8 protein-coding genes are annotated in these 12,710 nt (G+C 65.5%); 4 read left to right on the top strand and 4 right to left on the bottom strand.

Annotated elements, in window-relative coordinates; all coding sequences use genetic code 11:
- Nucleotides 1-302: 302 nt before the first annotated feature.
- The 3 genes from AYJ54_RS36500 to AYJ54_RS36510 all read left to right on the top strand — a co-directional run bounded on the left by AYJ54_RS36500 (nt 303) and on the right by AYJ54_RS36510 (nt 6,159).
- On the top strand, nt 303-1,502 hold the full coding sequence (locus tag AYJ54_RS36500) for an efflux RND transporter periplasmic adaptor subunit (protein ID WP_063706929.1): 1,200 nt from the start codon (nt 303-305) through the stop codon (nt 1,500-1,502).
- Nucleotides 1,499-4,657, top strand: a complete 3,159-nt coding sequence (locus AYJ54_RS36505; protein WP_063706931.1) for an efflux RND transporter permease subunit — start codon at nt 1,499-1,501, stop codon at nt 4,655-4,657. The genes AYJ54_RS36500 and AYJ54_RS36505 overlap by 4 nt, the downstream gene beginning before the upstream one ends.
- A gap of 302 nt (nt 4,658-4,959) precedes the next feature.
- Nucleotides 4,960-6,159, top strand: a complete 1,200-nt coding sequence (locus AYJ54_RS36510; protein ID WP_063706932.1) for an ABC transporter substrate-binding protein — start codon at nt 4,960-4,962, stop codon at nt 6,157-6,159.
- 197 nt (nt 6,160-6,356) lie between these two features.
- Here the strand turns inward: AYJ54_RS36510 and AYJ54_RS36515 are convergent, their stop codons facing one another.
- From AYJ54_RS36515 to AYJ54_RS36530, 4 genes are read right to left on the bottom strand one after another with little or no spacing between them, the layout of a single operon-like run.
- Nucleotides 6,357-6,743: an MAPEG family protein gene (locus AYJ54_RS36515; protein WP_063706934.1), complete on the bottom strand. Its 387-nt coding sequence runs from the start codon at nt 6,741-6,743 to the stop codon at nt 6,357-6,359.
- 27 nt (nt 6,744-6,770) lie between these two features.
- Nucleotides 6,771-7,853: a lipocalin-like domain-containing protein gene (locus AYJ54_RS36520; protein ID WP_063706936.1), complete on the bottom strand. Its 1,083-nt coding sequence runs from the start codon at nt 7,851-7,853 to the stop codon at nt 6,771-6,773.
- Nucleotides 7,843-10,305 carry an ABC transporter permease gene (locus AYJ54_RS36525; RefSeq protein WP_063706938.1) on the bottom strand — a complete coding sequence of 821 codons (2,463 nt, stop codon included), beginning with the start codon at nt 10,303-10,305 and terminating at the stop codon, nt 7,843-7,845. The genes AYJ54_RS36520 and AYJ54_RS36525 overlap by 11 nt, the downstream gene beginning before the upstream one ends.
- On the bottom strand, nt 10,302-10,955 hold the full coding sequence (locus tag AYJ54_RS36530; protein ID WP_063706940.1) for an ABC transporter ATP-binding protein: 654 nt from the start codon (nt 10,953-10,955) through the stop codon (nt 10,302-10,304). The genes AYJ54_RS36525 and AYJ54_RS36530 overlap by 4 nt, the downstream gene beginning before the upstream one ends.
- A 145-nt stretch (nt 10,956-11,100) precedes the next feature.
- Between AYJ54_RS36530 and AYJ54_RS36535 the strand changes: the two genes are divergently transcribed.
- Nucleotides 11,101-12,450, top strand: coding sequence for an MFS transporter (locus tag AYJ54_RS36535; RefSeq protein WP_063706942.1), 1,350 nt, complete (start codon nt 11,101-11,103; stop codon nt 12,448-12,450).
- Nucleotides 12,451-12,710 lie beyond the last annotated feature (260 nt).

Genomic DNA, 12,710 nt, shown 5'->3' on the forward strand with positions numbered 1-12,710 from the left:
TCACCCGGATCGCATCCTGCGATGCGATCCGGCCTCTCCCCGCGGGCGGGGAGAGGCGAAGGAGTCGCACGCGCTTCCATTCATGAGCCCGGCGAATAAGTCCATTCGCATCCAGCCAGCTAATCGCCCCGTGCGCGGTCAGCTATCTCGCTGTCAACCCGTCTACTCGGCTAGGGTCACTGACCTAAGAAATTGCGTGTCCTTGCGTCTTGAAGGCTTCATCATAGAAACCCATCTTGTGCCGCCTGCGGGTAAGCAGTTACCCTGTTTGCGACCGCAGCCACCAAGGAAGGGGGCAAGACATGAGCGAGCCGAACGCAGGACAGTCCTCAGCTCGATGGCGATCCGCGCCGCCTGCATTTTCTGCCGTCCTGGCGCTCGCCGTTGCCGGTCTGCTTGCCGGCTGTGAAAAGCCGGCCTCGCAGGCGGCGGCACCGCCGGCGCCCCCCGTCACCATTGCCCAGCCGGTCAAGCGCACCGTGACCGATTGGGACGAATTCACCGGCCGCTTCGAGGCCGTGGAGGAAGTGCAGGTACGTCCCCGCGTCGGCGGCTACGTCAACTCGGTCGAGTTCCAGGACGGCGCGATCGTGCATCAGGGCGATTTGCTCTATGTGATCGATTCGCGTCCGTTCGAGGCTGTGGCCACGCAGGCGGAGGGGCAGCTTTCAGACGCGCGCGCCAAGGTGGAGCTTGCCAAGCGCGAGCTCGACCGCGGCCTGAACCTGGTCCAGACCAGCGCGGTCTCCGAACAGGTCGTCGACCAGCGCCGTCAGGCCTTGCAGGCCGCGCACGCCGCCGAAATGCAGGCCGAAGGCGCGCTGAAGGCCGCCAAGCTCAATATCGAGTTCACGCATGTGGTGGCGCCGATCACCGGCCGCGTCAGCCGCCATCTCGTCAGCCCCGGCAATCTCGTCCAGGGCAGCGACACCGGCACCTCGACGCCGCTGACCTCGATCGTCACGCTCGATCCGATCTACGTCTATTTCGACATGGATGAGGCGACGTTCATCAAGTACAGCAGGCTGTGGTTCGAAGGCCGGCGCCCGAGTTCGCGCGATACCCCCAACCCCGTGCAGGTCACGCTGGCCGGCGAGACCAAGCCGTCGCATGACGGCACCATCAACTTCCTCGACAACCGCCTCGACGTCTCCACCGGCACGCTGCGTAGCCGTGCCGTGATCAAGAACACCGACCTTTCCATCCTGCCCGGCCAATTCGGCCGCGTGCGGCTGATCGGCAGCGCGCCCTACGAGGCGCTGCTGATCCCGGACGTCGCGGTCGCGACCGACCAGTCCCGCAAGATCGTGTTCGTGGTCAAGCCGGACGACACCGTCGAGGCGCGTGCGGTGACGCTCGGTCCGCTCGATGAGGGCCTGCGCGTGATCCGCGAAGGCCTGAAGGCCGAGGATCGCGTGATTGTCGACGGCATCCAGCGCGCCCGCGTCGGTGCCAAGGTCAACCCGCACCCCGCGCAAGCGCCGGCCGGTGGCAAGTCATGAATCTGGGCCGTCTCTCCATCAACCAGCCCATCCTGGCGATGGTGCTGTCGATCGTGCTCCTGATCGTCGGCGCGCTCGCCTATACCACGCTGCCGGTGTCCGAATATCCGCAAGTGGTGCCGCCTACCGTCGTCGTCACCACGCAATATCCTGGCGCCTCCGCGCAGACCGTGTCCGACACGGTCGCCGCTCCCATCGAGCAGGAGATCAACGGCGTCGAGGACATGCTGTATCTCTACAGCCAGGCGACCTCGAACGGCCAGCTCACCATCACCGTCACCTTCAAGCTCGGCACCGATCTCGACAAGGCCCAGGTGCTGGTGCAGAACCGCGTCGCGATCGCGCAGCCGCGCCTGCCCGAGGAAGTCCAGCGCAACGGCGTCACCACGCGCAAGAACTCGCCCGATATCCTGATGGTCGTGTTCATGCTGTCGCCCGACGACAGCTTCGACCAGCTTTACATCTCGAACTACGCGCTGCTCCAGGTCCGCGATCAGCTGCTGCGGCTCGACGGCGTCGGCGACATCCAGATTTTCGGCGCGCGCGACTATTCGATGCGGCTGTGGCTCGACCCTGACCGGATTGCCAATCTCGGCCTGACCTCGACCGAAGTGCTCGCGGCGATCCGCGCGCAGAACGTGCAGATCGCGGGCGGGCAGATCGCGGAGCCGCCGATCGCGGACCGCGCCTTCCAGCCGAACCTCACCTTCACGGGCCGTCTGAAGGATCAGAAGCAGTTCGAGGACATCCTGATCAAGGCTGGCTCCGACGGCCGCACGGTGCGCCTGCGCGACGTCGCCCGCATCGAGCTCGGCGCGCTGTCCTACACCACCAACAGCTTCCTCTTGCGCAAGTCGGCGGTCGCCATGCTGGTGACCCAGCGGCCCGGATCGAACGCGCTCGCGACCGCGAAAAGCATTTCCGACACCATGACGAAGCTCAAGCAGAGCTTCCCGAAAGGCCTCGACTACAATATCGGCTACAACCCGACCGAGTTCATCGCGCAATCCGTGCACGAGCTGATCAAGACCATCTATGAGGCCATGCTGCTCGTGGTCGTCGTGGTGCTGGTCTTCCTGCAGGGCTGGCGGCCCGCGATCATTCCGATCGTCGCGATCCCGGTCTCGCTGGTCGGCACCTTCGCGGTGATGGCGGCGCTGGGGTTCTCCATCAACAACCTCACGCTGTTCGGCCTCGTGCTCGCAGTCGGCATCGTGGTCGACGACGCCATCGTGGTGGTCGAGAATGTGGAGCGGCATCTGGAGCACGGCCTGAGCCGGCGCGACGCCGCGCTGAAGACCATGGAGGAGGTCGGCGGCGCGCTGGTCTCGATTGCGCTGGTGCTATGCGCTGTGTTCGTGCCGACGGCGTTCCTGGGCGGCATTTCCGGACAGTTCTTCCAGCAATTCGCCGTCACCATCGCGGTCGCGACCGCGATCTCCTGCTTCTGCTCGCTGACGCTGTCGCCGGCGCTGGCCTCGCAGATCCTGGTGCCGCATGAGGAGAAGCGGCCGCCGGCGCGCTGGAATTTCATCGCGCGCGGCTGGGATGCCTTCACCGGCGTCTTCAACCGCGTGTTCGACCGGCTGGCGCATGGCTATGCCGGCGTCGCCAATTTCGTGATCCGGCATTCGGTGGTGATGCTCCTGATCTATGTCGTGCTGATCGGTAGCGCCGGCTGGCTGATCGTGACCACGCCGCAGGGCTTCATTCCTGCGCAGGATCGCGGCTACGTCATCATCTCCGTGCAGTTGCCCGGTGCGGCTTCGCTGGCGCGCACCACCGAGGTCGTGCGCGAGATCGAGCGGATCTCGCTGGATACGCCGGGCATCGTCCGCGTTGCCGCCTTCGCCGGCTTCTCGGGCGCCACCCGCACCCAGGCCGGCAACGCCGCAGCGCTGTTTCCGGTGTTCGACGAGCCCGAGGTGCGCCTGAAGAAGGGACTGTCCGCGAACGCCATCACCGCCGAGCTGCGCAAGCGGCTCTCGAAGATCGAGGGCGCTTTCATCATCGTCATTCCGCCGCCGGCCGTGCCCGGCATCGGCACCGGCGGCGGCTTTACCATCCGGATCCAGGATCGGCAGGGCCGCGGGGCGGAATTGCTCGCGGCTGCGACCGACGAACTGGTGGCCGCCGCGCGCAAGTCTCCCAATCTCACCTCGGTGTTCTCGCCGTTCACCGCCAACACGCCGCAGCTCTTCGTCGACATCGACCGCACCAAGGCACAGAAGCTCGGCGTTCCCATCGCCAGCATCAACGACACCATCCAGACCTATTTCGGGTCGACCTATGTCAACGACTTCAACCTGTTCGGCCGCACCTATCACGTCACCGCCCAGGCCGACCTGCCGTTCCGCAAAGAGACCAGCGACCTCGCGCGGCTGCGCACGCGCAACGCCTCCGGCGACATGGTGATGCTCGGCAGCGTGGTCGACTTCAAGGACGTGTCGGGCCCCGACCGCGTCGCGCGCTATAATCTCTATGCGGCGTCCGAATTGCAGGGCGAGCCGGCGCCGGGCACGAGCTCGACCACCGCGCTCAACACCATCAAGAAGCTCGCGGACGACACCTTGCCGAGCGGCTTCTCCTTCGAATGGACGGACTTGTCCTATCAGCAGGTCACCGGCGGCAATGCGGGCCTGCTCGTGTTCCCGATCTGCGTGCTGTTCGTCTACCTTGTGCTCGCCGCGCAATATGGCAGCTGGACCTTGCCCTTTGCGGTGATCCTGATCGTGCCGATGTGCCTGTTAGCTGCCACCATCGGCGTGCGCATCATGGGGCAGGACGTCAACATCCTGACGCAGATCGGCTTCGTCGTGCTGGTGGGGTTAGCCGCCAAAAACGCGATCCTGATCGTGGAGTTCGCCCGCGACATCGAGCTCGAAGGCAAGCCGCGGCTGGAGGCCGTGATCGAAGCCTGCCGCCTGCGCCTGCGGCCGATCCTGATGACGTCCTTCGCCTTCATCCTCGGCGTGCTGCCGCTGGTGATCTCGACCGGCTCGGGTTCGGAGATGCGGCAGGCCGTCGGCGTCGCCGTCTTCTTCGGTATGATCGGCGTCACCCTGTTCGGCCTGCTCTTCACGCCGATCTTCTATGTGGTCGTGCGCAATCTTGCCGATGGGCGCCGCGACAAGAAGCCGGAGGTTGCTGCCTGATTAGTCGGTCGTTATGACCACCAACCCACCAGCAATCACGGTGTCGTCGCGGCGAAAGCCGGGACCCAACCCAAGGGAGAAGTTGTGGCGCAAAGCTGGTAACCACTAGTCTTCGCCCAACCACTCCCTGTGGTTGGGTCTCGGATCTGCGCTCCGCTTCGCTGCGCTTGTCCGGGACGACGAGCGGAGGTTGATCGCCCGCCCGCCATACTAACGGCTGAGGCCGAAATGGATGGGCAGGGGCGGGGTTCTTCACTAGTATCCGCGCGATTTCACAACAGAACACTGCTGGGAGTTAAGATATGAAATCAGTATTTTTGGCGGCCGCGGCGTCTTGCGTGTTGCTCGGGGCGCCGGCCTCCGCCCAAAACGCCAATCAAGGTGTCAAGATCGGCATCCTCAACGACCAGTCCGGCGTCTACGCCGATTATGGCGGCAAATGGTCGGTCGAAGCCGCCAAGATGGCGATCGAGGATTTCGGCGGCGAAGTTCTGGGCCAGAAGATCGAGCTTGTCACCGCCGACCACCAGAACAAGCCGGACCTTGCCACCTCGATCGCGCGGCGCTGGTATGACGTCGAGAACGTCGACATGATCACGGAGCTGACGACGTCGTCCGTCGCACTCGCGATCCACGAGCTCTCCAAGGAAAAGAAGAAGATCGACATCGTCGTGGGTGCCGCGACATCGCGCCTCACGGGCGACGCCTGCCAGCCCTACGGCTTCCACTGGGCCTATGACACCCGCGCGCTCGCGGTCGGCACCGGTGGCGCACTGGCGAAAGCCGGCGGCGACACCTGGTTCTTCCTCACCGCCGACTACGCCTTCGGCTATGCGCTGGAGAAGGACACCAGCGAGATCGTCACCGCCAATGGCGGCAAGGTGGTCGGCTCGGTCCGTGTGCCCCTCAACTCGTCGGACTTCTCCTCCTTCCTGCTCCAGGCGCAGAGTTCGAAGGCCAAGATCGTCGGGCTCGCCAATGCCGGCCTCGACACCACCAACTCGATCAAGCAGGCGGCCGAGTTCGGCATCGTCACCGGCGGCCAGAGGCTCGCGGGCCTCTTGATGACGCTCGCCGAGGTCAACGGCCTTGGCCTGCAGGCCGCGCAAGGCCTCGTGCTCACCGAGGGCTATTACTGGGATCTCAACGACAAGACGCGCAGTCTCGGCGAACGCTTCTTCAAGCGCACCGGGCGCATGCCGAGCATGATCCACGCCGGCACCTATTCGGCGACGCTGAGCTATCTGAAGGCGGTCAAGGCGGCCGGCACCAAGGATCCGGACGCGGTCGCCAAGAAGCTGAAGGAGCTTCCGGTCGACGACGCCTTTGCGCAAGGCAAGGTGCTCGAGAACGGCCGCATGGTCCACGACATGTATCTGTTCGAGGTGAAGAAGCCCTCGGAGTCGAAGAAGCCCTGGGACTATTACAAGCTGCTCGCGACAGTCCCCGGCGATAAGGCGTTCTTCACCGCCAAGGAAAGCGGCTGCCCGCTGACCAAGTAAGGCGACGGTCGCGCCACAACCTCGGTGTCGTCCCGGCGAAGGCCGGGACCCATAACCCCAGGGAGAAGTTGTGGCGCGAGATGGTGGCTACCAATCTTCGCCAAACCACACCCTGTGGTTATGGATCCCGGATCGGCGCTCACTTCGTTCGCTTGTCCGGGACGACGGCTGAGACTGGAGCGGCTGCGGTGCAGCCATCACACCAGCCGCAACACCACCGCGCCCAGCGCACCGGCCCACAGCGCGATGCTGGCGATGCCCTGGATCGCAAAGCCCGGGCTGCGCTTTGCGGCCGCCTTCGAATAGCCGACGAAATAGACGATGCGGCCGACGATCCAGACCGCGCCGATCGCGGCTGCGATGGCGTCGCTGATATAGATCGCGAACAGCCAGAGCGACGGCAGGAAGATCGGCATCCATTCCAGCGTGTTCATCTGGATGCGGAAGGCACGCTCGAAATCCGGATGGCCCGACATCGCCGGCACCTTGACGCCTGTCCGGCCGCGTGAGCGCGCGACGTTGATGCAGGTGAAGAAATACATGAGGATCGCCAGCAGCGTGATGAGGGCGGTGAAGTGGTACATCGCTGATTCCCTTGAAGAGCCCGCGGTTCAATACCCGGTCAGTTCGAGATAGCCAACGCCGTTATGCGTGCCGGTAAAGCGGATCGGGCCTTCCCAATAGGAGAAGCCGGTTCCCATCCAGCTCCGCGGGTTCAGCGGCGTGGTTTCGATGGCGAAGCCGTGCGCGGGAAGGTTCACGCGCCAGGACGTCGGCAGCCTGCGGCCGTCGATCTCGGTCATCGCCAGCGGCGTGAGGCTGTTGCCGGGCGCCGCGATCTCGACCGAGCGACCATCCGGTCCGATCCAGTTGCCGAAGAGATTTTCGCGGCCGTCGTTCTGGCGCAGCCGATACAGCATCAGCTTGTCGTCGTTCGGCAGATGCAGCGAGAACCAGTCCCAGCCGGTCTGGTCGGGGCTGAGCGGCTGACTGCTCCATTCACGGTCCATCCAGGCCCGGCCCGAAACGTCGACGGCCTTGTCGTCGAGGGTGAGCGTGCCGCGGGCACGGAAGAACGGCTGGCTGTAGTAGTAGGACGCCTGTCCGCGCTCGGACTTGCGGCTGTAGCCGCCGTCGCCCTGCAACACGACGGGACGATCGGCTTCGAGCGTCAGCGCGTAGCTGAAATCGGATCCCGAAGCTTTCAGCGTCAGCGGCGCCAGGATCCGATCATCGGTGCGCTCCGATCCCTTCATCTCCCAATTGTCGATCCAGGCCATGAATGGCTTTGCGTGGACGCCAGCCTGTCCGACACCACCGCGTGCAAACAGTTCGCTGAAGCGATGGGTGTCGGCGCGCGTCACCGCGGCGTGCCCCATCCACACCTGCTGATTGGCCCAACCCTCTCCTTGTGGTCCCGGCCGCGTCGCCTGGCGGAACAGCGTCCATTGCAGGCCGCAAGCCGCGCCGCTGCCGTCGGTGAGATTCGCCGTGAGATACCACCATTCGATGCGGAACTCCGGATGCGGCCCGTGATCGGTTGGAAAGGAAAACACTTTTCCGGGCGTGACCGGCGGAAAGCCGTCGGCGGTGACGCCGAGACCGGCATAACCTTGCGCGCCCGCGCGGCGCGCGAAAGCGAGTGCGGCGATGCCGCCGGCGAAGGCGCGGCGCGAAATCATCTCAGCGCTCATTGGCAAACACCTTGGCGAGATCGGTCGGCTGCATCCGTGCCAGCCGCGCAACGGGCAGCAGCGCGGCAAGCAGCGCGGCCAACAGCGCGACCGCCACCAGCTCGACCAGTTGCAGCGGAAACACGTGGAATGGCAGCCGCCAGCCGAACGCCTTCACATTGACGATCGCGATCAGGCACCACGCCACCACCAGCCCCAGCGGCAGCGCCAGGAGCGCCGTGAACAGCGAGACCGACAGCGTCTTGGTCAATTCGATCGCGGCAAGCCGCGGCCGCGTGATGCCGATCGCCCAGAGCGGCGCGAGCTGCGGCAGGCGGGAGTTGGCCAGCGTCAGAAGGCTGGTGAGCAGCGCAATCCCGGCGACGCCGAGGGTGAAGGCGTTCAGCGCGGATGTAACGGCAAAGGTCCGGTTGAAGATGCGGATCGACTCCGCTTTCACCGTCGCCTGGTCGGCGACGCTGCGGTCGTCGAGCGAAAACTGCTTCTGTAATGCCGCGATCAACCCGGGGATTTTTTCGCGCGCGACGATGAGGCCGATCCGCGTCTGCGGCGTTTGCGGAAACTGCCGGATCAGCGCCGCGACATTCACGGCGAGCTGTCCCTTGGGATTGCCGTAGTCGGCATAGATGCCAACAATGTCGAGCTCCCAGGGCCCGCCCGGCGCCGGCACCTCGACGACATCGCCGACCCGGACGTTGAGGCGACGGCTCAATTGCTCGCTGATGAAGGCGGCATTGCCCGGCACGAGTTGGGTCCAGGCGCGTGGCGCAGCTTCCAGCAGCGGCCAGCGCTCGCGATAGAGCGCGTGATCGGGTAGGCCAAGCAACTCCACCGGCTGGCCCTCGATCTGCGTTTCCGCGCGCCCGCCTGACAGGATCGCCTGCACCTCTCTGCGCTCCTTCAGCCAGTTTCGGATCGCAATGCCTTGCGCATTGTCGGATGCGCTGATGTAGACGTCGGCGGCGAGCCGTCCGTTGAGCCAGCCGATGAAAGTGCGGCTGAAGGTTTCCACCATGGTGGAGACGCCGACATTGACGGCGAGCGCGAGCAGGAGCGCCATCAGGGCGAGCGACAGCCCGGAGAGCTGTTGCCGGCTGTCTGCCCAGAACCACAGCGCGAGCGGCCCGCGCGCGCGGCGCTGGCCTGCGAGCAGGATGATCTCGAGGAACGCCGGCAGGATCAGCGCCGCGCCGAGCATCAGCGCAGCGAGCACGCCAAAACCCGCGATCAGCGATTCGCCGTAGCGAAGCAGCAGCAGCGCGAACGCGAAGACGGCGCAGGCGGCGCCACTTTGCAGGATCAGCCAGCGATGCTGCGCCTGTTGCCAGGCGCGCGGCTGCGCGGTCGCCAGCACCGGCATCCGGATCGCCTTGATCAGGCTGGTCGCCGCCGCCACCATCGCGCCGGCGATGCTGATGCCGATGCCGGCGAACCACCATTCGGCGTGCAGCGTGAGCTGTCCCGGGATCTGCGCGCCATAGAGCCCGCGCAGGGACGCCGCGACATCGGGCAGCAGCGCGGCCGCGATGAAATAGCCGCAGACGAGCCCGATCAGGCCGGCGAGCAGCGCCAGCACCACCAGCTCGACCACCAGCACCGTGTTGACCAGCCGCGCCGATGCGCCGCAGGCGCGTAGCGTGCGCAGCATCGGCAGCCGCTGCTCGAAGGCGAGGCCCACGGCCGAGTTGACGATGAAGAGGCCGACGAAGAACGACAACAGGCCAAACGCCGTGAGATTGAGATGAAAACTGTCGGTGAGACGTTCCAGCTCGGTCTCCGCATTCGGTTCGATGCGCTGCAATTGGTCGCCGACGACGCTTTGAAGCGGCGCCGGCTTGCCCTTCGGCTTGCCGATCAGGAGCCGCGACACCTGGCCCGGCTTGTTCAATAGCCGCTGCGCCACGCCGATGTCGACGACCAGCACGTCGGGCACGAGCTGCGGCAGCACGTGCAGCGGCGGCAGTCTTGCGCCGCTGCTGATCGGCGGTGTCGCGCCTTCCTGCTCCTGCAAATCGGTCAGCGTCTCCTGTGCGACCAGTGTCTGCCCCGGTGGCGCGACGAAGCTGGTCAGATCCGCAGCGCCGAGGCGGGGCGCGTTGCCGACGTCGGCCGGCAGCGTCACCGGCTCGATGCCGAGCAGGCGCAACGAATGCCCGTTGAGCTGGACGCGGCCCTCAAGCACCGGCGAGACCGGCCAGCCCGCGCGCCTGAGCTTGACGAACAAATCCTGTGAGAACGTCGCGGCATTCGGCGCGACCAGCATCGCGGTGCGCACGCCGCCAAAGGTTGCCGCCGCGCGATCATAGGCGTTGCGGGCCTGCTGATTGATGGCCTGCACCCCGCTCCACAATGCGGTCGCCGCGATCAGCCCGATCAGGAGCGTTGCGAACTGCATCTTGTGCCGTCGCCAGTGGCTCAGCAGCACCGCGAGGACCCACAGCGCGCGCCTCATGTGATCCGCCCCGCATGCAGGATGACATGGCGGTCGAGCGTGGCGGCCAGATGCAGGCTGTGCGTCACCATCAGGAAGCCGCAGCCGGTCCGCGCGACGAGGTCGCGCGTCAGCGCCAGCACGTCGTCGGCGGTTGCTTCGTCCAGATTGCCGGTCGGCTCGTCCGCAAGCAGCAGCGAGGGCTTTGTCGCCAGGGCCCGGCCGATCGCGACCCGCTGCTGCTGTCCCCCGGACAATTGCTCGGGATAGCGCTTGAGCAGGCTGCCGAGCCCAAGCCGCTCGACCAGCTCTTTGCCCCAGGCCGCATCATGCCGGCCGGCGATCCGCGCCTGGAAGACGAGATTGTCCTCGACCGACAGGCTGGGGATCAGGTTGAACTGCTGGAACACGAGGCCGATCCGGTCGCGCCGCAGGCTTGCGCGCCCCGCGTCGGACAAGGCGGTGACCTCGGTATCCTCAAGCCGGATCGAGCCGCTGTCGGCAGCATCCAGCCCCGCGATCAGATGCAGCAGCGTGCTCTTGCCGCTGCCGGATTCGCCGGTCAGCGCGACGCGCTCGCCTGCCTTTAGGTCAAGATCGACGCCGCGCAGCACGCGGACCGGCTCACCGGCCGAGGAGAAGCTCTTGGAGAGATTTTTGATTCTGAGCACGATGAATGGCGCCGGACGGAATTAACCCGGAATGCTGCGTAGCACACTTGATGCGGAAATGCCGGGGTTGCGTTGGCTTCAAAGCCGTTGTTAGCTCCAAAACGGCCAAATCAAAAAGTGCCAAAAAAGACATACGGGGAGAACGATGAGCGCTCAGGGAACGCCAACGGCGGCGGGCAAGACGACAGGGACGTCCAAGACCACATCCGCGCAAACACCGAAGGGCGCCTGGACGATCACATTTCTCCTGTTTCTGTTCATGCTGGTCAACTTCGCCGACAAGATCGTCGTGGGTCTCGCCGGCGTGCCGATCATGACCGACCTGAAGCTCGAGCCGGAGCAGTTCGGCCTGCTCGGATCAAGCTTCTTCTTCCTGTTCTCGATCTCGGCCATCGTGGTCGGCTTCATCGTCAACAAGGTGCCGACGCGCTGGGTGCTGCTGACGCTCGCCGTAGTCTGGGCGCTGGCGCAGTTTCCGATGGTCGGCACCGTCAGCTTCACCACGCTGCTGATCTGCCGCATCGTGCTGGGCGCCGGCGAGGGGCCGGCCTTCTCGGTTGCCGTGCACGCGATCTACAAATGGTTTCCCGACGAGAAGCGCGCGCTGCCGACCGCGGTCCTGTCGCAGGGCTCCGCCTTCGGCGTGATCCTGGCCGTGCCGGCGCTGAACTGGATCATCGTCAATCATTCCTGGCACTACGCCTTCGGTGCGCTCGGCGTCGTCGGACTGATCTGGGTCGCAGCCTGGCTCGCGCTCGGCAGGGAGGGGCCGCTGGAGGATACGCAGGTCCTGGCGGCCACCGAACCGAAGATCCCGTATCTCCAGCTCCTCACCTCACGCACCTTCGTCGGCTGCGTGGCCGCGACCTTCGGCGCCTATTGGGCGCTGTCGCTCGGGCTTACATGGTTCACGCCCTTCATCATCGAGGGGCTCGGCTTCTCGCAGAGCGATGCCGGCTGGATCTCGACCCTGCCTTGGGTGTTCGGCGCCACCATCGTGATCCTGACGGGCTGGATCTCGCAGGTGATGATGGCGCGCGGCGCGACCACCCGCGTCGCGCGCGGCGTGCTCGGCTCCGTGCCGCTGGTCATCGGCGGCCTGATCCTGGCTTTGATGCCGCATGTTCAGGGGGCCGGCCTCCAGCTCGCGTTGCTCGTGGTCGGAACGGGCCTGTGCGGCGCGATCTATGTGGTCTGCCCGCCCATGCTCGGCGAGTTCACGCCGGTGTCGCAGCGCGGCGCCATCATCGCGATCTACGGCGCGCTGTACACGTTCGCCGGCATCATCGCGCCGAACGTGATGGGCACCGTGATCCAGCGCGCCGGCAGCATGCTCGACGGCTACATGACCGGCTTCACCATCAACGCGGCGGTCATGGTCGGCTCCGGCCTGCTCGGCCTTCTGCTGCTCTGGCCGAACACCGAGCGCACCAGGCTGACCCGCACCGCCGCCCCGCAGGCAAGCGCGTTGAAGGGTGCGGTGTTGCCGACGTAAGTCGGCCGCGCTGCTATTAGCCCCAATTAATACTGTCGTCCCGGACAAGCGAGCATAGCGAGCGCAGATCCGGGACCCATATGTGGACGGCCCCCGTGGCACAAGAGCTTTGTGAGGTTTGATCGGATCGCTTGCGTCCATATGTCCGGCCTGTTGGTGCGGCGTGTTGGGCCGCTGGCCAAGATGGTTTCCGCGACGCGAGTTCCAATCAACCACGCGACCTCGTTCGGCCGATGGGTCCCACGGATTTGCTCGCATCT

This window comes from Bradyrhizobium centrolobii, assembly GCF_001641635.1.
GTDB classification, from domain to species: domain Bacteria; phylum Pseudomonadota; class Alphaproteobacteria; order Rhizobiales; family Xanthobacteraceae; genus Bradyrhizobium; species Bradyrhizobium centrolobii.

Excerpts from the sequence above, each read along its gene's own strand:
- AYJ54_RS36500 (WP_063706929.1), top strand. The coding sequence starts at position 303 with ATGAGCGAGCCGAACGCAGGACAGTCCTCAGCTCGATGGCGATCCGCG.
- AYJ54_RS36505 (WP_063706931.1), top strand. The coding sequence starts at position 1,499 with ATGAATCTGGGCCGTCTCTCCATCAACCAGCCCATCCTGGCGATGGTG.
- AYJ54_RS36510 (WP_063706932.1), top strand. The coding sequence starts at position 4,960 with ATGAAATCAGTATTTTTGGCGGCCGCGGCGTCTTGCGTGTTGCTCGGG.
- AYJ54_RS36515 (WP_063706934.1), bottom strand. The coding sequence starts at position 6,743 with ATGTACCACTTCACCGCCCTCATCACGCTGCTGGCGATCCTCATGTAT.
- AYJ54_RS36520 (WP_063706936.1), bottom strand. The coding sequence starts at position 7,853 with ATGAGCGCTGAGATGATTTCGCGCCGCGCCTTCGCCGGCGGCATCGCC.
- AYJ54_RS36525 (WP_063706938.1), bottom strand. The coding sequence starts at position 10,305 with ATGAGGCGCGCGCTGTGGGTCCTCGCGGTGCTGCTGAGCCACTGGCGA.
- AYJ54_RS36535 (WP_063706942.1), top strand. The coding sequence starts at position 11,101 with ATGAGCGCTCAGGGAACGCCAACGGCGGCGGGCAAGACGACAGGGACG.